We start from the raw sequence: 21,626 nt of genomic DNA, 5'->3' as shown, positions 1-21,626 counted from the left end.
CACTCGGACCGGTGCTGGGTATGAAAGTAGCCGTTCTCGGCGCCGGTGCCTGGGGCACCGCGCTCGCGGGCCATCTGGCCGCGCGGCACGATACGCTTCTGTGGGCGCGCGACGCCGCGCTCATCGCCGGGCTGCAGGCCCGGCACGAAAATTCCCGCTATCTGGACGGCATCGCGCTGCCTGACGCGTTGCGCTACGACGCCGATCTCGGCGCCGCGCTCGCGCATGGCGCCGCGGACGACGCATTGTGCGTGATCGCCGCGCCGGTGGCCGGGTTGCGCACGCTGTGTCACGCGATGCGCGACGCAGGCTGCGTGCCCGCGCATGTCGTCTGGGTTTGCAAGGGCTTCGAGGCCGACACGCATCTGCTGCCGCATCAGGTGATCGCGGCCGAGCTGCCCGGGCAGCTCAGCAACGGCGTGCTGTCGGGGCCGAGCTTCGCCCGCGAAGTCGGGCAGTCGCTGCCCGTCGCGCTGACGGTGGCGAGCACGTCCGCCGAATGCCGCGAGCGCACGCTCGCCGCGTTCCATCACGGCGCGATGCGGATCTATACGGGTGACGACGTGGTCGGCGTCGAGGTCGGCGGCGCGGTGAAGAACGTGCTCGCGATCGCGACCGGCATCGCCGACGGTCTCGGCCTCGGGCTGAACGCGCGCGCCGCGCTGATTACCCGCGGCCTCGCCGAAATGTCGCGCCTCGGTGTCGCGCTCGGCGGCCGGGCGGAAACCTTCACGGGCCTCACGGGCCTCGGCGACCTGATCCTCACCGCCACGGGCGACCTGTCGCGCAACCGCACGGTCGGCCTGCAACTGGCGGCCGGCCGCACGCTGAACGACATCCTCGGCGCGCTCGGCCACGTGGCCGAAGGCGTGCGCTGCGCGCAGGCCGTGCTGGCCATCGCACGCGCGCAGTCGATCGAAATGCCGATCACCGAAGCCGTGTGCGGCGTGCTGTTCGACGGCATCGCGCCGCGCGACGCCGTCAGCGGCCTGCTGCGGCGCGACGCGCGCGCCGAGTAATACGACCCGGCGCCTTTGGGTGCCGTGTTCGCTGCGGGCGCGCGGCGTCAAAGCGCGCTACGCTTGAACAGTCTCCGGCGTTCCGGGAGGTTGTCATGCTGCAGATCCATTCCACCACGCTCGATGCGCAGGTCGTCGACATCACGACGCTCGATGTCGACGCGATCGTCAACGCCGCGAACGGCTCGCTGCTCGGCGGGGGCGGCGTGGACGGCGCGATCCACCGCGCGGCCGGCCCCGGCCTGCTCGCCGAATGCCGCACGCTCGGCGGCTGCGAGACGGGCGACGCCAAGCTCACGCGCGGCCACGGGCTGCCGGCGCGCTACGTGATCCATGCGGTCGGGCCCGTGTGGCACGGCGGCGGGCGCGGCGAGGCCGACCTGCTCGCGTCGTGCTACCGGCGCGCGATCGAGCTGGCCGAGGAGGTCGCGGCGACGTCGATCGCGTTCCCGGCGATCAGTTGCGGCATCTATCGCTATCCGGCTGAGGAAGCCGTCGAGATCGCGGTCGGCACCGTTGCCGAAATGTTGCCGCAGGCGCCGAACCTCGCACGCGTGGTGTTCGCGTGCTTTTCTCCCGACATCTACGACCTGTATCGCGCGCGGCTCGCACGGACGTGACGCGTCCCGCGGGGCGCGCTGCGCCGTGCAGGCGTCAGGCGCCGCCTTCGAAGCCGGCCTGGCGCCACGCCTCGAACACGACCACCGCGACCGTGTTCGACAGGTTCAGGCTGCGATTGTCCGGCCGCATCGGCAGGCGCACGCGCTGTTCGTTCGGGAAGCGCTCGAGCAGCTCGGCGGACAGGCCGCGCGTTTCCGAGCCGAACACGAACCAGTCGCCGGGCAGGAACGCGTGATCGTGGAAGCGGCCCGAGCCGCGCGTCGTGAACGCGAACATCCGCGCGGGATCGGGCGTTTCCGCCGCGACGAACGCATCCCAGTCGCGGTGCACGCGCATCTGCGCATACTCGTGATAGTCGAGGCCCGCGCGGCGCATCCGCGCGTCGTCGAGCGGGAAGCCGAGCGGCTCGATCAGGTGCAGGCGCGCGCCCGTGTTGGCGCACAGGCGGATCACGTTGCCGGTGTTCGGCGGAATTTCGGGGGCGACTAGGACGACGTTGAACATGTTTCGGTCTGGCTGGGCCGGCCGGGACGGCGCAACGCGCGCTCCCGGCCGGCCGGTTCGTGGCGGCCGCCGCCGTGTCCGGGCGGCTGGCCTCTCTATCTAATTAATCCCTGGCGGTGCGCAGCGCAACCAGATTCGTCACGCGCGCGGCGCCCGCCGCTTTCAGCGCGTGCGCGGCGGCCGCAAGCGTCGCGCCGGAGGTCATCACGTCGTCGACCAGCGCGACGTGGCGGCCGGCGACGCCACCCGCCACCGCGAATGCCGCCATCACGTTGTCGCGCCGCGCGTGCCGGTCGAGCCGCGACTGCGGCGCGGTGTCGGCGACGCGCGCGAGCAGCACCGCATCCGCGCGCACGCCGAGCCGCCGCGCGAGCGGACGCGCGATCGCCCACGCCTGGTTGTAGCCGCGCGCGACGAGCCGCCGGTGCGACAGCGGTACCGGCGCCACCAGGTCGAAGCCGCCGGCGCCGGGCGTATCGTCGATCAACCGGGCGAGCCGCGCCGCGAATTCGGTGCCGAGCGCGAGTTGCCGGTGAAACTTCAGGCCGCGCGCGAGCCCGTCGAGCGGTGCGCGGTAATCCGCCAGCGCGAGCGTCGCATCGAACGGCGGCGGCGCCGTGCGGCACGCATCGCAACGGTATGCGGTAACGCGGCCGGCGCGAGCGCCACGTAGCGGGGGCGAACGCGATGGCCCGATGCCCAGCGGCAGCGCGCAGACGTCGCAGCGCAGCCGCGCTTCATTCCAGTACGCGGCGTCGCAAGCACCGCAAATCACGCCGTGTGACAAATTGCCGCACAGTGCGCAGCGATTCGGCAGCGCGACCGCGATGACGCGCGCTGCCAGCGCGCGAACCTGCGACAAAGCGACGCGCATCGTGCGCGGGGCGGAACGGCGGATCATTGCAACACTCCTGACACCCCGCCTCAATGAAGCCTGCGGGGCGAGCGAGTATACTTCGGGCTCTTCGCCAGTGTGCCCGACATGTCCCCAGCTTCGACTTCAACCGGCCGTCCGGCCAATGACGCAAGGCGCCTGCGGCGGATCTTCGACCGCCGTGCCGCCACGTTCGATGCGGTCGCGTTCCTGCCGCGCGAGATCGCGCAGCGCATGAACGAGCGCCTCGAATACATCAAGGTGAGCCCCACGGCCGTGCTGGACGCGGGCTGCGGCCCGGGCGACGACCTGCCGGCGCTGCGCGCGCGCTTTCCCGAGGCGCCCGTGTTCGGCGTCGACCTGTCCGGCGCGATGCTCGCGCGAGCAGGGCAGCGCGAGGTCGAGCAGACGAGCTGGCGCCGCTGGCTGCCGGCCTCGCTCGGCCGCGCACTGGGCCCGCGCGGCCCGCGCGTCGCGCAGGCCGATTTCGCCGCGCTGCCGTTTCCCGGCGGCGCGTTCGACCTGATCTGGTCGAATCTCGCCCTCCACTGGCATTCGCGCCCGGACGCGGTGCTGCCCGAATGGCAGCGCGTGCTGCGCGTGAACGGGCTGCTGATGTTCAGCACGCTCGGCCCCGATACGCTGCGCGAACTGCGCGCGGCCTGCGCGGACGCCGAAGCGGCGCTGGGCATGGCGCCGCCCGCCGCGCGCGTGATCGATTTCGTCGACATGCACGACCTCGGCGACATGCTCGTCGAGAGCGGCTTCGAGATTCCGGTGATGGATCAGGAAGTGCTGACCGTCACCTACAAATCCCCCGACTCGCTGCTGGCCGACGTGCGCCGCTGGGGCGCCTATCCGTTCGACCGCGAGGCGCCGCAGCGCGCGACGCGGCGCTTTCGCGCGGCGCTCGGCGACGCGCTGGAGGCCCGCCGGCGCGAGGACGGCACGATTCCGCTGACATTCGAAGTGATCTACGGCCACGCGTGGAAGGCCGTGCCGCGCACGACTGCCGAAGGGCACGGGATCGTGCGCATCGAGGACATCGGAAAGGGGCGTCCGAAGAATCGGTAAAGCGGTAAAGAGGGGTTTTGTTATGTCTGAAATTAGCGGCGCAAAGCGGGGTCGAATTGGCGCCTAAAATGGCCGGAAAGCTTGTCGCGCTTGGCTCGCGGGCCGATAGTCGCTTGCTTGTGGATGCCATTGAACCCGCCTATAATGCGTCAGCTTGTCGTCCCGGGGTCCCCGCAATACGGGCCGACGAGTCCGATGCAGGCATGCATCGCATGCCATTCGCGTGAGGCGGCGATGGAAGCAGCGAGGGTGTTGGCGGAGACGACGAACGGCGAGCCGGTCCTCGAAGACTGGCTGATGAAACGCAACTGTTCGGCGTCGCCGCGCCAGTTCGTGCTGTTTTATGCGTCGCTCGCGAGCTTCTCGCTGGTGATCGCGACATTGCTGATGTGGCGGGGGGCTTGGCTCGTCATGCCCTTCACCGGAATCGAGTTGCTGGCTGTGGGTGTCGCATTTGCGATCTATGCTCGCCATGCGGTCGATTACGAACGCATCAGGCTGTATCCGCACCGGCTCGTGATCGAGCGGATGGATGCGGAGCGGCTCACGCAGATCGAATTCAACCCGCGCTGGGTGCGGGTCGAGCCGGGTGCGACGCCACGCGATCCGATTCGGCTGGTATCGCGCGGGCAGACCGTCGTAATCGGTCAGCATCTCGCGCAGTACAAGCGTGCGCAGTTCGCCGACGAACTGCGTATATCGCTCAGGCGCTGCGGCTGACGAGGCGCGGGCACCGGCGGATAGGGCCGGTCGCTTGCGACGGGGGAGGGTTTGAATGGAAATTTTGGGTAAGGATGCTATGAAAACAATCAAGCGAGCCCTCGCGGGCGTGCTGGCATGCAGCGGATTGCTCTTTGCCGGTGCCGCCCTGGCGGTCGGTGATAGCCCGGGCGGCCCCCGTGTCAACGAGATCAACTTTCAGCCGCCTGTCACGAAGATCGCCGAGGAGCTCTACGATCTCCACACGATGATGCTCATCCTGTGTACGGTGATCTTCGTCGGCGTGTTCGGCGTGATGTTCTATTCGATCTTCGCGCACCGCAAATCCAAGGGCCACAAGGCCGCCAATTTCCATGAAAGCACGACCGTCGAGATCATCTGGACGATCGTGCCGTTCGTCATCGTCGTGCTGATGGCGCTGCCGGCGACGAAGGCCGTCGTCGCGATGAAGGACACGACCAACGCCGATCTCACGATCAAGGTCACCGGCTACCAGTGGAAGTGGGGCTACGACTACGTGAAGGGCCCGGGCGAGGGCATCGGCTTCCTGTCGACGCTCAGCACCCCGCGTGACGAAGTGATGGGCAAGAAGCCGATCACCGACACCTATCTGCAGGAAGTCGACAACCCGCTCGTCGTGCCGGTCAACAAGAAGATCCGCATCATCACGACCGCGAACGACGTCGTCCACTCGTGGTACGTGCCCGCGTTCGGCGTGAAGCAGGATGCGATCCCCGGCTTCGTGCGCGACACGTGGTTCAAGGCCGACAAGGTCGGTACGTTCCGCGGTTTCTGTACCGAGCTGTGCGGCAAGGAACACGCGTACATGCCGGTCGTGGTCGAAGTCCTGTCGGATGACGACTACGCGAAGTGGGTCACCGCGCAGAAGGCCAAGCTGGCCAGCGCCGCAGTCGATCCGAACAAGGTCTACACGATGGCTGAGCTCGTCGCGCACGGCGAGGAAGTCTATAAGGCGAACTGCGCGGCCTGCCACCAGGTGAACGGCAAGGGCCTCGGCGCCTTCCCGGCCATGGATGGCAGCCCGATCGTGAACGGCCCGATCGCAGCTCACGTCGAGCGCGTGCTGCACGGCAAGGGCGCGATGCCGTCCTGGGCGTCGCTGTCGGATCTCGACATCGCGTCGGTCGTCACGTACGAACGCAATTCGTGGGGCAACCACAAGAACGACCTGCTGCAGCCGAAGCAAGTGGCCGACGCGCGTAACGGCAAGATGCCGGAAGACGCGGCGGGCGCAGCGGCAGCGGCAGCGGCACCGGCGGAAGCCGCTTCGGCACCGGCGCAGGCTGCGTCGGGCGCGGAGCAGCCGGCGGCAGCGGCCTCGGCCGCACTGTCGACGATCTACTTCGAGACGGGCAAGAGCGTGCTGCCGGCCGACGCGAAGGCGGCGATCGCCGCCGCGGCCGACTATGCGAAGGCACATCCGGACGCGAAGCTCGCGCTGTCGGGTTTTACCGACAAGACGGGCTCGGCCGACGCGAACGCCGAACTGGCGAAGCATCGCGCACAAGCCGTGCGCGACGCGCTGAAGGCAGCAGGCGTGGCGGAAGACCACATTATTCTCAAAAAGCCGGAAACGATCACGGGCGGGGCTGACGCGAAGGAAGCCCGGCGTGTCGAGATCGGCCCGGCGGCTTGACGTGTCGCTGAGTTAGTCGACGTATTCGCATTAGGAGATTCTCATGTCTAGCATCGGGCACGACGTAGCCGCGGACCACGCGCACGACGACCACGCGCACGAAATGCCGCACGGCTGGCGGCGCTGGCTGTTCGCCACCAACCACAAGGACATCGGTACGCTGTACCTGTTGTTCTCGTTCATCATGTTCCTGTCGGGCGGCGTGATGGCGCTCGCCATCCGGGCCGAGCTGTTCGAACCGGGCCTGCAGATCATGCGTCCGGAGTTCTTCAACGAACTCACGACGATGCACGGCCTGATCATGGTGTTCGGCGCGATCATGCCGGCGTTCGTCGGCTTCGCGAACTGGATGATTCCGCTGCAGATCGGCGCGTCCGACATGGCGTTCGCGCGGATGAACAACTTCAGCTTCTGGCTGCTGCCGGTCGCGGCCGTGCTGCTGGTCGGTTCGTTCTTCGCGCCGGGCGGCGCGACGGCCGCCGGCTGGACGCTGTACGCGCCGCTGTCGACGCAGATGGGTCCGGGCATGGACTTCGCGATCTTCGCGGTCCACATCATGGGCGCCTCGTCGATCATGGGCGGGATCAACATCGTCGTGACGATCCTGAACATGCGCGCACCGGGCATGACGCTGATGAAGATGCCGATGTTCGCATGGACGTGGCTGATCACGGCGTACCTGCTGATCGCGGTGATGCCGGTTCTGGCAGGCGCGATCACGATGGTGCTGTTCGACCGCCACTTCGGCACGTCGTTCTTCAACGCGGCAGGCGGCGGCGACCCGGTGATGTACCAGCACATCTTCTGGTTCTTCGGCCACCCCGAGGTGTACATCATGATTCTGCCGGCGTTCGGGATCGTGTCGCAGGTGATCCCGGCGTTCGCACGCAAGACGCTGTTCGGCTATAGCTCGATGGTGTACGCGACGGCTTCGATCGCAATCCTGTCCTTCATGGTCTGGGCGCACCACATGTTCGCAACGGGCATGCCGGTCACCGGCCAGCTGTTCTTCATGTACGCGACGATGCTGATCGCGGTGCCGACGGGCGTGAAGGTGTTCAACTGGCTCGCGACGATGTGGCGCGGCTCGATGACGTTCGAAACCCCGATGCTGTTCGCGATCGGCTTCCTGTTCGTGTTCACGTTCGGCGGTCTCACGGGCCTGATGCTCGCGATGGCGCCGCTCGACATCCAGTATCACGGTACCTACTTCGTGGTGGCGCACTTCCACTACGTGCTGGTGGCCGGCTCATTGTTCGCGCTGTTCTCGGGCTGGTACTACTGGGCGCCGAAGTGGACGGGCTGGATGTACAACGAGACGCGCGGCAAGATCCACTTCTGGGCGTCGATGATCTTCTTCAACCTGACGTTCTTCCCGATGCACTTCGTCGGTCTCGCAGGCATGCCGCGTCGCTACGCGGACTACCCGGCGCAGTTCACGGACTTCAACCAGGTGGCGACGATCGGCGCATTCGGCTTCGGCCTCGCGCAGGTGTACTTCCTGTTCGCCGTCGCGCTGCCGGCCTACCGTGGCGGCGGCGAGCTGGAAAAGGCGTCGGACAAGCCGTGGGATGGCGCGGAAGGCCTCGAGTGGACGGTGCCGAGCCCGGCTCCCTTCCATACGTTCGAGCAACCGCCGCACGTCGAGTAAGTTTCACAGTGCGTTCCGCCGCTGCCTGCCGCGCAGGCAGGCGCGGCGGGCGCCGAACCGAAGTGTCAGATGAACCGGAATCCACAAGAAAGACGAACGCCCGACCAGATCCGCGCGGGCAACAAGCGGCTCGGCCTCATCCTGCTCGTCATCGCCGCCGTTTTTTTTGTGGGTGTCGTGATCAAGCAGTGGTGGCTGTCCACTCACTGATGCAGCAACAGACGCAGTAGCGAGGAAGTTGTCGTATGTCGAAGCCGGAAGAGGGCGCCGTCGATCGCGCGTTCAATCGTTCGATGCTGGTGAAGCTCTTCGTCGTGGCCGGGCTGATGTTCGGTTTCGGCTTCGCGCTGATCCCGATGTATCGGGCGATCTGCCAGATCACCGGCATCAACAACCTGGTGCAGCGCGATGTCAGCGAGCGCGAGGTGAAGAACTCGCAGGTCGACTATAGCCGCACGGTGTCGGTCGAGTTCGATGCGAACGCGCGCGGCCCGCTCGGTTTCAAGCCGGAGCACAACAGTCTCGACGTGCATCCGGGCGAGCTGATGACGATCGTGTACGACGTGACGAACGGGCAGGGCCGGCCGGTCGTTGCGCAGGCGATTCCGAGCTACGCGCCGAAGCAGGCGACGGAGTTCTTCAAGAAGATCGAGTGCTTTTGCTTTACGCAGCAGACGCTGGCCGCGAACGAGTCGCGCAAGATGCCGGTGGTGTTCGTGATCGATCCGAAACTGCCGAAGGACGTGAAGACGATCACGCTGTCGTACACGTTCTTCGAGCTGAATACGCCGGCCACGCCGGCGCCGGCGCCGGGCAAGACCGCGGCGCAGGGCGCGGCGAAGCCGGACGCATGACGACGGAGGCGGGGGCGATGACGGAGGGCAAGCGGGGCGGATCGTTCGGCCAGGCGCTGAAAGCGGTGTTGTGGTCGTTCTTCGGGGTGCGCAAGCGGCGCGACCTGGAGGCCGACGCGACGCAGCTGAATCCGCTGCACGTGCTGATCGTCGCGTTGTTGGCAGCCGGTTTGTTCATCGGCGTGCTGATCCTGGTCGTGCGTGCCGTCGTGGGCTGAAGCCCGCGGCCACGAAGGAAGAATGCAGTGCGTGGCGCCACGGCGCCGCGTGCAGGAAGGAGCGGTGGTGGTCACGCCGCGCAAGAAATAAAGCCGGAGCGGTTTCCGGTACACAAATTGGACAGAAGTGGAGAATCAAGCATGAGCGGTCAAAACCAGACCCCGTACTATTTCGTGCCGCATCCGTCGCACCATCCGATCAGCGCGGCCATCGGCCTGCTGGTCATGCTCGGATCGGCGGCGCTGTGGATCAACGGTCACGACTGGGCGCCGTTTACGGCGCTGCTCGGCCTGCTGTGGTTGCTCTTCACGCTGTATCACTGGTTTGGCGACGCGATCGCCGAATCGGAAGGCGGTCACTACGGCAAGAACGTCGACAAGTCGTACCGCTGGAGCATGAGCTGGTTCATCTTCTCGGAAGTCATGTTCTTCGGCGCATTCTTCGGCGCGCTGTTCTATGCACGTGAAATCGCGCTGCACCAGCTCGGCAGCCTCGACTACAAGCTGATCTGGCCGGATTTCTCCGCCGTGTGGCCGAACGAAGGCCCCGCCGCGCTCGCCGGTCACTTCAAGACGATGGGCCCGTGGCCGATCCCGACGCTGAACACCGCATTCCTGCTGTCGTCGGGCGTGACGCTGACGATCTCGCACCACGCACTGCGTGACGATCATCGCAAGAAGGCGATCGCCTGGCTGGCCGCGACGCTCGCGTTCGGTATCTGCTTCCTGTTCCTGCAAGGCTTCGAGTACTACCACGCGTACAACGAACTGAACCTGACGCTGAACTCGGGCGTGTATGGTTCGACGTTCTTCCTGCTGACCGGCTTCCACGGCTTCCACGTGTTCCTCGGCGGCACGATGCTCGCGGTGGTGCTGGTGCGGATGATCCGCGGCCACTTCAAGCCCGATCACCACTTCGCATTCGAAGGCGCCGCGTGGTACTGGCACTTCGTCGACGTCGTCTGGCTCGGCCTGTACGTCGTCGTCTACTGGCTGTAAATGGAACAACGGCCCGCGCAGCAATGCGCGGGCCGTTTTCATTGGGTCGGCCGGGCAGCGTGACTGCCGGCCTTCACCACCCGGGCGCCGCCGCGACTCAGTCAGGCGGCGCTTTTGCTTGGTGCCGTGGCCGTGCGGCGAAATGCCACGGCGGCCGCGGCGGCGAATCGATCAACGCCCGATCGGCAGGCCGGTCGAATGGATCCAGCCCATCCCGTTCGCGATCAGGATGAGCAGGAACAGCGACACCGACAGCCCGACGCGGGTGGCGAGCGACCAGACCATGCGTTTCGTGTGGCCGCGGTCGTGCATCATGAAGTAGAGCGCCGAGCCCATGCTGGCAATGATGAGGACGAAGGCGATGGGAACGAGTATGTGCATGACACGAACCGGACGACGGCAATTCGAAAGGAAGAGGATAATTATCGCACTTCGCCTGTCGGCAGGTGCCGGGCGGGCCGCATGATGAAGATCCGCTGGCTGCCCGCGTTGCTGATCCTCGTCGTCGTCGCGGTCACGATCCGTCTCGGTTTCTGGCAGCGCGACCGCGCGCACCAGAAGGAAGCGCTGCAGGCGAGCATCGCGCGCTACGAGCAGGCGGCGCCCGTCGACATCGGCGCGCAGCCGATGCCGCTCGCGTCGATCGAGTTCCATCGCGTGCGTGCGACGGGCCGCTTCCTGCCCGAGCAGGCCGTGTTCCTCGACAATCGGCCGTATAACGACCAGCCGGGTTTTCACGTCGTGATGCCGTTTAAACTCACGGGCGGCGGCGTCGTGCTCGTGAACCGCGGCTGGCTGCCGCGCAATATCGCCGATCGCACGGCGATCGAGCCGTTCGCGACGCCCGCGGGCGACGTCGAGATCGTGGGCATCGCGCGCGCCGACGCGTCGCGAGCGTTCGAGCTCGGCGAAGGCGGGTCGGCGGCGCACCAGAAGATCCGGCAGAACCTGGACGTCGCCGCGTATGCGAAGGAAACGGGGCTCCCGCTGCAGCCGTTCGTGATCCAGCAGACGAGCGACGACGGCGACAAGCTCGTGCGCGACTGGCCGGCGGCGACGACCGGCGTCGAGCGCAATTACGGTTACATGTTTCAGTGGTGGGCGATGGCGGCGGCCGCGCTCGGCTTCGGCCTGTACGCCGCGCGGCGTGCGGCGAAGAAGTCGGCCGGCGCGTGAGCGCCATGCCAGGACGCGGCGCTCGCGCCGCGGGTTCGTTTCGAGAGGTCTGATTTGTCCATGCAATCTCCCCGTCAGGGTTCGGCCGCTGCGCCGATGTCGCCGGCGGCCCGCAAGCGCGGCCGCTGGATGCTCGTGCTGCTGGGTCTCGTGTGCGCCGCGCCGATGATCGCGTCGTACTTCACCTATTACGTGATCAAGCCGAAGGGCGGCTCGACCAACTACGGCACGCTGATCGAGCCGCAGCGCCCGATCCCCGCGGATCTGCAGGTAACCGACGAAACCGGCAAGACCGTGCCGCTGTCGTCGCTGCGCGGCGTGTGGCTGTTCGTGATGACCGACCGCAGCGCGTGCGACGAGGCCTGCGCGAAGAAGCTCTATTTCATGCGCCAGATCCGCGTCACGCAGGCGGGCGAGCGGCACCGGCTCACGATGGTCTGGCTGCGCAGCGATGCGGGCGCGATGCCGCAGAAGGTGCTGGACGCGTACCCCGACACGCGCCGGCTCGTCGCCGATCCGGCCGCGGTGGCCGCGTGGCTGCCGGCCGACGCCGGCACGAAGGACAGCGACCACCTCTACATGGTCGACCCGAACGGCAACCTGATGATGCGTTTCCCGAAGGATCCGAACCCCGGCAAGATCAAGGCGGACGTGACGAAGCTGCTGAAGTGGTCGAGCATCGGCTAACGCAACACGAGAGGCATTGAACCGATGGCGTATCTACTGCAACTCGGCCTGATCGGCTTCTGCATCGCGCTGCTGCCGCTGTCGTACGTGTGGGTGAAGGCCGACGACAACAAGTTTCGCAAGCTGGTGTGGATCACCACCTTCCTGACGCTCGACCTGGTGATGTTCGGCGGCTTCACGCGGCTGACCGATTCGGGGCTCGGCTGCCCGGACTGGCCCGGCTGCTACGGCACGTCGTCGCCGTTCATCGCGCACGCCGCGATCACGGCCGCGCACCAGGCGATGCCGACGGGCCCCGTCAGCATGTCGAAGGCGTGGATCGAGATGATCCACCGCTATTTCGCGATGGCGATCGGCGTGCTGATCATCGCGCAGGTCGTGATCGCGTGGTCCGCGCGGCTGCGCCGCCGCCCGCTGCACGTGTCGCCGTGGTGGCCGACGAGCCTGCTGCTGCTGATCCTCGTGCAGGGCGCGTTTGGCGCGTGGACGGTCACGATGAAGCTGCAGCCGGTGATCGTCACGATCCATCTGCTGCTCGGCCTCGCGCTGCTCGGCACGCTCGGCTGGCTCGCGGCGCGGCAGACGCCGCTGCCGTCGCATGACCCCGAAGCCGGCCGCTATCGCGCGGCCGCGCTCGCGGCGCTCGTGCTGCTGGTCGTGCAGATCGCGCTCGGCGGCTGGGTGAGCACCAACTACGCGGTGCTCGCGTGCACCGACTTCCCGACCTGCAACGGCCAGTGGATCCCGCCGATGGATTTCCAGCACGGCTTCCACCTGTGGCGCGCGCTCGGGATGACGAAGGACGGCGACGCGATCACGCAGGACGCGCTGGTCGCGATCCACTGGACGCACCGCACGTTCGCGTTCGTGGTGGTCGCGTACCTGGTCGCGTTCGCGCTGAAGATGCGCCGCTTCGAATCGCTGCGGCGCCCCGCGAACGGCGTGCTGGTGGTGGTCCTGCTGCAGTTCGTGACGGGCCTGACCAACATCGTGCTGCAGTGGCCGCTGCCGGTCGCCGTCGCGCACAACGGCGGGGCCGCGATCCTGCTGCTGCTCGTCGTCATGTTAAACTTTCGCATCCTTTCAAGCCGCCCCGGCCGTGTCGCGCAGCCTGCGCGCGACGCCGCCCCGGCGTGACCGCCCCCATGCAAAGCACCCTCTCCCAATCGCCCGGTAGCCGGTTTTCGCAGTACATGGCATTGACGAAGCCGCGTGTCACGCAGCTCGCGGTGTTCTGCGCGGTGATCGGCATGTTCCTCGCGACGCCGGGCATGGTGCCGTGGCACGTGCTGATCGGCGGTACGGTCGGCATCTGGCTGCTGGCTGGCGCCGCGTTCGCGATCAACTGCCTCGTCGAACAGAAGATCGACGCGATGATGCGCCGCACCGCGTGGCGCCCGTCCGCGCGCGGCGAGATCACGCCCCCGCAGATCCTGATCTTCTCGGCCGTGCTCGGCAGTGTCGGCGCATGGACGCTCTATACGTTCACGAACCCGCTGACGATGTGGCTGACGATCGCCACCTTCGTCGGCTACGCGGTGATCTACACGCTGCTGCTCAAGCCGATGACGCCGCAGAACATCGTGATCGGCGGCGCGTCGGGCGCGATGCCGCCGGCGCTCGGCTGGGCCGCGGTCACCGGCGCGGTGCCGGGCGACGCGTGGATCCTCGTGCTGATCATCTTCGTGTGGACGCCGCCGCATTTCTGGGTGCTCGCGCTCTATCGCCGCAAGGATTACGAGAACGCGGGGCTGCCGATGCTGCCCGTCACGCACGGCGAGAAGTTCACGCGGCTGCACATCCTGCTGTACACGGTGATCCTGTTCGCGGTCACGCTGATGCCGTTCATCTCCGGGATGAGCGGGGCCGTCTACCTGACGAGCGCGGTGCTGCTCGGCGCGGTGTTCCTCGCGTATGCGTGGAAGATCCATCGCGACTACTCGGACGAACTCGCCCGCAAGGCCTTCCGCTACTCGATCGTCTACCTGTCGCTGCTGTTCGCCGCGCTGCTCGTCGATCACTATGCACGCCCGCTGCTCGGCGTGTAACCGCACGGTTTGAACGCAATGCTCCAATCACGGTTCGGGCGCCGCGCGCGCCAAGGCTGGATGCTCGCATGCGCATTCACGGCAGCGCTGCTGCTCGCCGGATGCGACAACGCGCCGAAATTCCAGAATCTCGACATCACCGGCAACACGCAGTTCGGCAGCGATTTCTCGCTGCCCGATACGGCCGGCAAGGTACGCACGCTCGCCGATTTCAAGGGTAAGGCCGTCGTGATGTTCTTCGGCTATACGCACTGCCCGGACGTGTGCCCGACGACGATGGCCGAGCTGTCCGAAGCGCTGAAGCAGCTCGGGCCCGATGCCGCGAAGCGCGTGCAGGTGCTGTTCGTCACCGTCGATCCGGAGCGCGACACGCCGGCGCTGCTCGGCCAGTACGTGCCCGCGTTCGATCCGTCGTTCATCGGCCTGCGGCCCGCCGACGAAGCGGCACTGAAGAAGGTCACGAAGGATTTCCGCGTGTACTACGCGAAGGTGCCCGGCAAGACGCCCGGCAGCTACACGATGGATCACACGGCCGCGAGCTACGTGTTCGACCGCGACGGCAAGCTGCGCCTGTTCGTGCGCGACGGCCAGGGCCCCGGCCCGTGGGTCCACGACCTGAAGCTGCTGGTCGACTGACCGGCAGCCGCCGGGCGCCCGGCCCGGCGATCACGTGACGGCCGCCTCGCGCCGTCACGTTTTCCCCCTCTCTCTTCGTTGTTTGCATGCGCCGCCCGGGGGGCGGCGTGTCGGCCTGCGCGCGTATCGTGCAGAGGTCGTGCAGAGGTCGCGTTACGGCAGCGCGGGCACGTTGAAGCCGGTTGCGGCACGCGTGATCCGGAATTCCGTCACGCGATACGTGGCGAGCCCCTCGATGACGAACGGATCGGTATTCAGGATCGCGTCCAGTTCGTCGCGATCGATGCGGGCCGCGAGGATCACGCCGCCTTCGCGCGGCACCTTCGGCCCCGCTGCGATGAAGATGCCCTTGTCGAACTGCGGCTGCAGGAATGCGCGATGGCGTTCGAGCGCGTCGTCGATGCGCTCGAGCGATGCGGTGTAGTGAATGTCGATGACGTACATGGGTGGCCCTCGGAATGGCGCCGGCTCTTCGTGTGCCGGCTAGCCGGTCTTTTTAGCACAGCAGATGCGGACTGTCGCGCCGGCGGCCGCGGTGCGGCGCAGGGCGCGGGCGGCCTGTCGATCGCCGGTTCGCGGCGCCGGCCGTATTCAAGTTGTAAGCCTCGGTGCCGTAAATGAATGAGCAAGCGTTTGCGCGCGGCAGGCCGTTCGCGCGCAGCGTGCGCATCGACATCGACAGAGGCACGCAGATGAGCAGAATGAGTTTGAACCGCAAGCTGTGGCTCGCGCTTGCGCTGGTATGGATCGGTCTCCTGGGCGTCGGCGCATGGAGCGCGTACGAGACGCGCGCGACGATGCTCGCCGAACGCAAGGCCGGCATCGCGAATCTCGTCGATTCGGCGGCCGGCATCGTGCAGGCGTATCACGCACTCGCGCAGAGCGGTACGCTGCCGGAGGCCGATGCGAAGCGCGACGCGCTCGCGAGCCTCGCTGCGATGCGCTACGGCGATTCGGGCTACGTGTTCGTGATGGACTCGAAGCCGGTCGTGCTGATGCATCCGACGCTGCCGAAGCTCGTCAACACGCAGGTCGGCGACTATCTCGACCCGGACGGCAAGCCGCTGTTCGTCGCGATCCTGAACGCCGCGAAGGAAACCGGCAGCGGCTTCGCCGAGTATCGCGGGCGCCTGCCGCACAGCGAGACCGCCGTGCCGAAGATCAGCTACGTCACGCGATTTACGCCGTGGGACTGGAACATCTCGAGCGGCGTGTTCCTGAAGGACATCGACACCGTCTATTACCGGACGCTGCTCGGCCACCTCGCGGTCGTGTTCGTGATCGGCTTCGTGATCAGCGCGGCGATGCTGGTGATCATCCGCAACGTGCGCAGCAGCCTCGGCGGCGAACCCGACGAAGCGGCCGCGCTCGCGACGCGCATCGCGCAGGGCGACCTGACGCTGCCGGTGCCGGTTCGCGCGGGCGACCGCACGAGCATGATGGCCGCGATGCACGACATGCAGGCTCGGCTGCAGGCGACGATCGGCGGGATTCGCCAGTCGGCCGGATCGATCGCGTCGGCGAGCCGCCAGATCTCGGCCGGCAACGACGACCTGTCGCAGCGCACCGAGGAGCAGGCCGCGTCGCTGGAAGAAACCGCCGCGAGCATGGAGCAGCTGACCGCGACCGTGAAGCAGAACGCCGACAACGCGCGGCAGGCGAGCGGGCTCGCGAACAGCGCATCGGAGATCGCGCGCATGGGGAGCGACGTCGTGAACCGCGTGATCGGCACGATGGGCCAGATCGACGACAGCTCGCGCAAGATCGCCGACATCATCGGCGTGATCGAAGGCATCGCGTTCCAGACCAACATCCTCGCGCTGAACGCGGCGGTCGAAGCCGCACGCGCCGGCGAGCAGGGCCGCGGCTTCGCGGTGGTCGCGGGCGAGGTGCGCTCGCTCGCGCAGCGCAGCGCGACGGCGTCGAAGGAGATCCGCGAGCTGATCGTCGACTCGGTCGAGCGCGTGCGCAACGGGTCGACGCTGGTCGGCCAGGCCGGCACGACGATGGGCGAGATCCTGCAGGCCGTCGCACGCGTGACCGACATCATGGGCGAGATCGCGGCGGCGTCCGAGGAGCAGGCGAGCGGCATCACGCAGGTCGGGCGCGCGGTCACGCAGATGGACCAGGTGACGCAACAGAACGCGGCGCTCGTCGAGGAGGCCGCCGCGGCCGCCGCGTCGCTGCAGGAACAGGCCGCGCGACTGCGCGATACGGTCGGCGCGTTCCGGGTCGGCGGGCAGATGGGCGAGCCTGCATTCGAGACGAAGGCGGCCGGCCGGGCGGCGGTGGCGTAACGCGCTCGGGCCGATGCGCGACTCGCACAAATGCAACTAACGGCCGAATCGCGACACCCCTGCCAGCACCGCTGCGGTGCATACCCATATGAGCGGGATGTATTTCACTTCCCGCCGATCCTGTGACACCATTTGCCCCTTCCTGCGAGTCGGGGCATACCCGTATCGCGCCCCATTTTCAGTCATCCAGTAAGCAAGAAAGCGAGAAACAGATGAAGCGTCGCAGTCTCCTGAAGGTATTTTCCGTGCTGGCCACCGGTGCGGCACTGACGCTGTCGGCAGGCGCGCACGCCGAAGACAAGGTGATCAAGGTCGGCACGGTCGCCGGCCCGGATTCGGAAGTGTGGCAGCTCGTGCAGAAGGTCGCGAAGGAGAAGGAAGGCCTGAACGTGAAGGTCATCGAGTTCAACGACTACGTGCAGCCGAACGCGGCGCTCGACTCGGGCGACCTCGACGCCAACAGCTTCCAGCACCAGCCCTACCTCGACAGCCAGGTGAAGCAGCGCGGCTACAAGCTGGTCAGCGCGGGCCTGACCTACATCTCGCCGATGGGCGTGTACTCGAAGAAGTTCAAGGCGCTGAAGGACCTGCCGCAAGGCGCGAAGGTCGCGGTGCCGAACGATCCGTCGAACGAGAACCGCGCGCTGCTGCTGCTGCAGACGCAAGGCGTGATCAAGCTGAAGGCGGGCGCCGGCACGGGCGGCAACAACGCGACGGTGCTCGACATCGCCGACAACCCGAAGAAGCTGAAGATCTCCGAACTTGACGCCGCGCAACTGCCGCGCGTGCTGTCGGACGTCGACGCGGCCGTGATCAACACGAACTACGCGCTCGCCGCGAACCTGCAGCCGACCAAGGACGCGATCGCGCTCGAATCGCTGACGAGCCCGTATGCGAACCTGATCGCCGTGCGCGCGAAGGACAAGGACCAGCCGTGGGTGAAGAAGCTGGTCAAGGCATACCAGTCGCCGGAAGTGCGGGAATTCATCAAGAAGCAGTTCAAGGGCTCGATGGTCGCGTCGTTCTGAACGCCGCACACCCGCCTAACCGCTGAACGAAAAGGCCTGCATCGCGCAGGCCTTTTTCATTGGCGCGGCCGATCGACGACGGCCGCACGGTATGGCGCGTTCAACGCCGGCTCACATCTCGCCGCGCCGCGAGCAGATCGACATGATCTGCTGGATCGCATAGTTGTCGCGCACGCCCGGCAGCGACTGCACGACGCACTCGTGAAAACGCCGCTCGCGCGGCAGCAGCATCGCGTTGTTGCGATACAGCGCGTCGCACGAGCGCTGGATCAGTTGCGCCGCCGCGCCGTTGCGGCTTTCGCGCAGCGCATTGAGCATGCAGTCGTCGTATTGCGCACTGCCGTCGGTCAGTGCGAATGCTGCACCCGGCAGCGCCAGCGCGACGGCCGCGCATGCGATGACTCGGATCCCCCGTTTCATGTGCCCTCCGATGGCGTGGACTGGGTCGGCCGACAGCATAACGTAAAGCCGCGAGTGCGGCTGACGCGTTGCGCCGAGGCCGGCGGGAACCCCCGCCGGACGGGCTTCACACGCGCTCGCGCACGTCGGCGCACGCTGCAATCCGGGGCGCGATACGAAAGCGCGGAGTCAGGCGGTGGTCTGCGGAAATGGTATCCTCGTGCGTTCGCCGCTGCACGCTTTCCCGGAGCGTGCGCGGGCCGTTCGCCAGCGCGTCGCACGCATGGCGGCGCCCGCCCGACGGCGGCGGGAATCCATCATCCAGAACCGACACAATACGGGGGAGACACACCCATGAAGCGTTTCAAGACTTTCGCGATCCGTTCGATCACGGCCGGCGTGGCCGCACTCGCGCTGGCCGGTGCCGCGCACGCCCAGACCGTCAAGGTGCTGTCGATCGTCGACCACCCGGCGCTCGACGCGATCCGCGACGGCGTGCGCGCCGAGCTGAAGGCGGAAGGTTACGGCGACGACAAGCTCAAGTGGGAATATCAGAGCGCGCAGGGCAACACGGGCACGGCCGCACAGATCGCGCGCAAGTTCGTCGGCGACCAGCCCGACGTGATCGTCGCGATCGCGACGCCGGCCGCGCAGGCGGTGGTGGCCTCGACGAAGAGCGTGCCGGTCGTCTATTCGGGCGTGACCGATCCGGTCGCCGCGCAGCTCGTGAAGGGCTGGGGCGCGTCGGGCACCAACGTGACGGGCGTATCCGACAAGCTGCCGCTCGATCGCCAGGTCGCGCTGATCAAGCGCGTCGTGCCGAATGCGAAGACGGTCGGCATGGTCTACAACCCGGGCGAGGCGAACTCGGTCGTCGTCGTGAAGGAGCTCAAGGAGATCCTCGCGAAGCAGGGGATGACGCTGAAGGAAGCGGCCGCGCCGCGCACCGTCGACATCGGCCCGGCCGCGAAGAGCCTGATCGGCAAGGTCGACGTGATCTACACGAACACCGACAACAACGTCGTGTCCGCGTACGAAGCGCTCGTGAAGGTCGCAAACGAAGCGAAGATCCCGCTCGTCGCCGGCGACACCGACAGCGTGAAGCGCGGCGGCATCGCGGCGCTCGGCATCAACTACGGCGACCTCGGCCGCCAGACGGGCAAGGTCGTCGCGCGCATCCTGAAGGGCGAGAAGCCGGGCGCGATCGCATCGGAAACGAGCAGCAACCTCGAGTTGTTCGCGAACACGGGCGCGGCCGCGAAGCAGGGCGTGACGCTGTCGCCGGATCTGCTCAAGGACGCGAAGACGGTCATCAAGTAAGCCGCGGCCCGACCGCCGCGCTTGCGGGCCCGATCCGGGCCTGAACGACACCGCCGGACGGGCGGCTCCCACCCGGGGCCGCCCGTTCGCTTCGCCCGGCCGTACACGTCCGGCCGGGAAGCAACAGGATTTCCCCATCATGTCTCTGTTCTCGTTTCTGGGCGCGCTGGAGATCGGCCTGATCTTCAGCCTCGTCGCCCTCGGGGTGCTGATCTCGTTTCGCATCCTCAACTTCCCCGACCTCACCGTCGACGGCAGCTTTCCGCTCGGCGGCGCCGTCGCCGCGACGCTGATCTCGGCCGGCTACGACCCGTTCAGCTCGACCTGCATCGCGATCGTCGCGGGCGCGGTGGCCGGCTTCATCACCGGCTGGCTCAACGTGCGCCTGAAGATCATGGACCTGCTCGCCAGTATCCTGATGATGATCGCGCTCTATTCGGTGAACCTGCGGATCATGGGCCGGCCGAACGTGCCGCTCATTACCGAGCCGACCATTTTCACCGTGCTGCAGCCGGACTGGATGCCCGACTACGTGTTGCGCCCGGCGCTGCTCGCGATCGTCGTCGTGGTCGCGAAGCTTGGCCTCGACTGGTTCTTCTCGTCGCAGCTCGGCCTCGCGATGCGCGCGACCGGCGCGAACCCGCGGATGGCGCGTGCGCAGGGCATCGCGACCGGCCGTGCGACGCTCGCCGGGATGGCGCTGTCGAACGCGCTCGTCGCGCTTGCAGGCGCCCTGTTCGCGCAGACGCAGGGCGGCGCGGATATCTCGATGGGGATCGGCACGATCGTGATCGGGCTGGCCGCGGTGATCATCGGCGAGACGCTGCTGCCGGCGCGCCGGCTCGTGCTGACGACGCTCGCCGTCGTGCTCGGCGCGATCGTCTATCGCTTCTTCATCGCGCTTGCGCTCAACAGCGAATTCATCGGGCTGAAGGCGCAGGATCTGAACCTCGTGACGGCGGCGCTCGTCACGATCGCGCTGGTGCTGCCGGCGACGCGCAAGAAGCTGTTCGCGCGCAAGAACGGAGGCGCCTGACATGCTGTCCGCACAAGACCTGAAACTCACGTTCAATCCCGGCACGCCGATCGAGACGCGCGCGCTGCGCGGGCTGTCGCTCGAGATTCCCGACGGCCAGTTCGTCGCGGTGATCGGCTCGAACGGCGCCGGCAAGTCGACCTTCCTCAATGCGGTCAGCGGCGACCAGGCCGTCGATGCGGGACGCATCTCGATCGACGGCACCGATGTGACGCGCAAGGCCGCGTGGGATCGCGCGCACCTCGTCGCGCGCGTGTTCCAGGATCCGATGGCCGGCACCTGCGAGGCGCTGACGATCGAGGAGAACATGGCGCTCGCGATGGCGCGCGGTGCGCGGCGCGGCTTCCGGGCCGCGCTCGACCGGCCGTCGCGCGAGCTGTTCCGCGACAAGCTGCGGCTGCTGAACCTCGGCCTCGAGAACCGGTTGACCGACCGGATCGGGCTGCTGTCGGGCGGCCAGCGGCAGGCGGTGAGCCTGTTGATGGCGTCGCTGCGGCCGTCGCGGATCCTGCTGCTCGACGAGCACACGGCCGCGCTCGACCCGAAGACGGCCGCGTTCGTGCTGGAGCTGACCGCGCGCATCGTCGCCGAGAGCAAGCTGACGACGATGATGGTCACGCACAGCATGCGGCAGGCGCTCGACTACGGGGACCGCACGGTGATGCTGCACCAGGGGCAGGTCGTGCTCGACGTGTCGGGCGACGCGCGCAAGGGGCTCGACGTGCCGGACCTGCTGCAGATGTTCGAGAAGGTGCGGCACGAGCAGCTCGACGACGACGCATTGCTGCTCGGCTGACGGGCGGCAGGC

At 67.3% G+C, this 21,626-nt stretch carries 25 protein-coding genes; 20 read left to right on the top strand and 5 right to left on the bottom strand.

Going from position 1 to position 21,626, the window contains the following annotated elements; all coding sequences use genetic code 11:
* Nucleotides 1-20 precede the first annotated feature (20 nt).
* Both LGM89_RS13370 and LGM89_RS13365 read left to right on the top strand, forming a co-directional pair.
* Nucleotides 21-1,019, top strand: coding sequence for an NAD(P)H-dependent glycerol-3-phosphate dehydrogenase (locus LGM89_RS13370; protein WP_089426393.1), 999 nt, complete (start codon nt 21-23; stop codon nt 1,017-1,019).
* Between the two features lie 95 nt (nt 1,020-1,114).
* A complete protein-coding gene (locus tag LGM89_RS13365; RefSeq protein WP_089426392.1) occupies nt 1,115-1,639 on the top strand; it encodes an O-acetyl-ADP-ribose deacetylase in 525 nt (174 codons plus the stop codon).
* Between the two features lie 34 nt (nt 1,640-1,673).
* Here the strand turns inward: LGM89_RS13365 and trmL are convergent, their stop codons facing one another.
* Nucleotides 1,674-2,144 carry a tRNA (uridine(34)/cytosine(34)/5-carboxymethylaminomethyluridine(34)-2'-O)-methyltransferase TrmL gene (gene trmL, locus LGM89_RS13360; RefSeq protein WP_226273185.1) on the bottom strand — a complete coding sequence of 157 codons (471 nt, stop codon included), beginning with the start codon at nt 2,142-2,144 and terminating at the stop codon, nt 1,674-1,676.
* Nucleotides 2,145-2,247: 103 nt separating this feature from the next.
* Complete coding sequence (locus LGM89_RS13355) at nt 2,248-3,045, bottom strand: ComF family protein (RefSeq protein ID WP_226273184.1); 798 nt, start codon at nt 3,043-3,045, stop codon at nt 2,248-2,250.
* A gap of 81 nt (nt 3,046-3,126) precedes the next feature.
* Here LGM89_RS13355 and LGM89_RS13350 point away from each other — a divergent pair, with 81 nt between their 5' ends.
* The 8 genes from LGM89_RS13350 (at nt 3,127) to LGM89_RS13315 (ending at nt 10,191) form a co-directional block, all read left to right on the top strand.
* Nucleotides 3,127-4,092, top strand: a complete 966-nt coding sequence (locus LGM89_RS13350) for a methyltransferase domain-containing protein (protein WP_089495684.1) — start codon at nt 3,127-3,129, stop codon at nt 4,090-4,092.
* Between the two features lie 195 nt (nt 4,093-4,287).
* Nucleotides 4,288-4,812: a DUF2244 domain-containing protein gene (locus LGM89_RS13345; protein ID WP_089441077.1), complete on the top strand. Its 525-nt coding sequence runs from the start codon at nt 4,288-4,290 to the stop codon at nt 4,810-4,812.
* Between the two features lie 55 nt (nt 4,813-4,867).
* On the top strand, nt 4,868-6,469 hold the full coding sequence (gene coxB / locus LGM89_RS13340; RefSeq protein WP_226273183.1) for a cytochrome c oxidase subunit II: 1,602 nt from the start codon (nt 4,868-4,870) through the stop codon (nt 6,467-6,469).
* Between the two features lie 43 nt (nt 6,470-6,512).
* Nucleotides 6,513-8,120, top strand: a complete 1,608-nt coding sequence (gene ctaD / locus LGM89_RS13335) for a cytochrome c oxidase subunit I (protein ID WP_069248929.1) — start codon at nt 6,513-6,515, stop codon at nt 8,118-8,120.
* Nucleotides 8,121-8,189: 69 nt separating this feature from the next.
* Entirely contained in the window at nt 8,190-8,330 is a 141-nt protein-coding gene (locus LGM89_RS13330; protein ID WP_226273182.1) for a cytochrome oxidase small assembly protein, read from the top strand.
* A 35-nt stretch (nt 8,331-8,365) separates the two neighbouring features.
* Nucleotides 8,366-8,974 (top strand): cytochrome c oxidase assembly protein, encoded by a 609-nt coding sequence (locus LGM89_RS13325; RefSeq protein WP_089426388.1) that lies wholly within the window; start codon nt 8,366-8,368, stop codon nt 8,972-8,974.
* Between the two features lie 17 nt (nt 8,975-8,991).
* Nucleotides 8,992-9,192 (top strand): DUF2970 domain-containing protein, encoded by a 201-nt coding sequence (locus LGM89_RS13320; RefSeq protein WP_089426387.1) that lies wholly within the window; start codon nt 8,992-8,994, stop codon nt 9,190-9,192.
* Between the two features lie 141 nt (nt 9,193-9,333).
* On the top strand, nt 9,334-10,191 hold the full coding sequence (locus tag LGM89_RS13315; protein ID WP_059233128.1) for a cytochrome c oxidase subunit 3: 858 nt from the start codon (nt 9,334-9,336) through the stop codon (nt 10,189-10,191).
* A gap of 171 nt (nt 10,192-10,362) precedes the next feature.
* On the opposite strand, the gene LGM89_RS13310 is transcribed toward LGM89_RS13315, so the two are convergent.
* Nucleotides 10,363-10,572, bottom strand: a complete 210-nt coding sequence (locus LGM89_RS13310; RefSeq protein ID WP_043187227.1) for a twin transmembrane helix small protein — start codon at nt 10,570-10,572, stop codon at nt 10,363-10,365.
* Nucleotides 10,573-10,656: 84 nt separating this feature from the next.
* Here LGM89_RS13310 and LGM89_RS13305 point away from each other — a divergent pair, with 84 nt between their 5' ends.
* Genes LGM89_RS13305 through LGM89_RS13285 form a run of 5 tightly spaced genes read left to right on the top strand, consistent with a single transcriptional unit; the run spans nt 10,657 to nt 14,738 of the window.
* Nucleotides 10,657-11,367 carry an SURF1 family protein gene (locus tag LGM89_RS13305; RefSeq protein WP_226273327.1) on the top strand — a complete coding sequence of 237 codons (711 nt, stop codon included), beginning with the start codon at nt 10,657-10,659 and terminating at the stop codon, nt 11,365-11,367.
* Nucleotides 11,368-11,427: 60 nt separating this feature from the next.
* Nucleotides 11,428-12,054: an SCO family protein gene (locus LGM89_RS13300; protein WP_089431714.1), complete on the top strand. Its 627-nt coding sequence runs from the start codon at nt 11,428-11,430 to the stop codon at nt 12,052-12,054.
* A 24-nt stretch (nt 12,055-12,078) separates the two neighbouring features.
* Nucleotides 12,079-13,191 carry a COX15/CtaA family protein gene (locus tag LGM89_RS13295; RefSeq protein ID WP_089495681.1) on the top strand — a complete coding sequence of 371 codons (1,113 nt, stop codon included), beginning with the start codon at nt 12,079-12,081 and terminating at the stop codon, nt 13,189-13,191.
* Between the two features lie 8 nt (nt 13,192-13,199).
* Nucleotides 13,200-14,102, top strand: coding sequence for a heme o synthase (cyoE, locus tag LGM89_RS13290; protein ID WP_089441071.1), 903 nt, complete (start codon nt 13,200-13,202; stop codon nt 14,100-14,102).
* Between the two features lie 18 nt (nt 14,103-14,120).
* Nucleotides 14,121-14,738: an SCO family protein gene (locus LGM89_RS13285; protein WP_043187233.1), complete on the top strand. Its 618-nt coding sequence runs from the start codon at nt 14,121-14,123 to the stop codon at nt 14,736-14,738.
* A gap of 153 nt (nt 14,739-14,891) precedes the next feature.
* On the opposite strand, the gene LGM89_RS13280 is transcribed toward LGM89_RS13285, so the two are convergent.
* Nucleotides 14,892-15,182 (bottom strand): YciI family protein, encoded by a 291-nt coding sequence (locus LGM89_RS13280; RefSeq protein WP_089441070.1) that lies wholly within the window; start codon nt 15,180-15,182, stop codon nt 14,892-14,894.
* A gap of 248 nt (nt 15,183-15,430) precedes the next feature.
* Between LGM89_RS13280 and LGM89_RS13275 the strand changes: the two genes are divergently transcribed.
* Together LGM89_RS13275 and LGM89_RS13270 are read left to right on the top strand one after the other, a co-directional pair.
* Nucleotides 15,431-17,035, top strand: coding sequence for a methyl-accepting chemotaxis protein (locus LGM89_RS13275; RefSeq protein WP_089495896.1), 1,605 nt, complete (start codon nt 15,431-15,433; stop codon nt 17,033-17,035).
* A 212-nt stretch (nt 17,036-17,247) separates the two neighbouring features.
* Nucleotides 17,248-18,063 carry a MetQ/NlpA family ABC transporter substrate-binding protein gene (locus LGM89_RS13270; RefSeq protein ID WP_089473595.1) on the top strand — a complete coding sequence of 272 codons (816 nt, stop codon included), beginning with the start codon at nt 17,248-17,250 and terminating at the stop codon, nt 18,061-18,063.
* A 111-nt stretch (nt 18,064-18,174) separates the two neighbouring features.
* Here LGM89_RS13270 and LGM89_RS13265 read toward each other — a convergent pair whose 3' ends face one another.
* On the bottom strand, nt 18,175-18,483 hold the full coding sequence (locus LGM89_RS13265; protein WP_226273181.1) for a VF_A0006 family four-cysteine protein: 309 nt from the start codon (nt 18,481-18,483) through the stop codon (nt 18,175-18,177).
* Between the two features lie 333 nt (nt 18,484-18,816).
* Here LGM89_RS13265 and LGM89_RS13260 point away from each other — a divergent pair, with 333 nt between their 5' ends.
* From LGM89_RS13260 to LGM89_RS13250, 3 genes are all read left to right on the top strand, one after another.
* A complete protein-coding gene (locus LGM89_RS13260) occupies nt 18,817-19,782 on the top strand; it encodes an ABC transporter substrate-binding protein (RefSeq protein WP_226206769.1) in 966 nt (321 codons plus the stop codon).
* Between the two features lie 139 nt (nt 19,783-19,921).
* A complete protein-coding gene (locus LGM89_RS13255) occupies nt 19,922-20,818 on the top strand; it encodes an ABC transporter permease (protein ID WP_039346181.1) in 897 nt (298 codons plus the stop codon).
* A 1-nt stretch (nt 20,819) separates the two neighbouring features.
* The gene (locus tag LGM89_RS13250) at nt 20,820-21,614 is read left to right on the top strand and encodes an ABC transporter ATP-binding protein (protein ID WP_011353261.1); all 795 of its coding nucleotides are present in this window, start codon (nt 20,820-20,822) and stop codon (nt 21,612-21,614) included.
* The last annotated feature ends 12 nt before the right edge of the window (nt 21,615-21,626 follow it).

Origin of the sequence: Burkholderia sp. AU31624, from assembly GCF_020420065.1 — a bacterium.
In the GTDB taxonomy this organism is placed as follows: domain Bacteria; phylum Pseudomonadota; class Gammaproteobacteria; order Burkholderiales; family Burkholderiaceae; genus Burkholderia.
The sequence above is the reverse complement of the archived record's forward strand: the minus strand, read 5'-3'. Positions and strand labels throughout refer to the sequence as shown.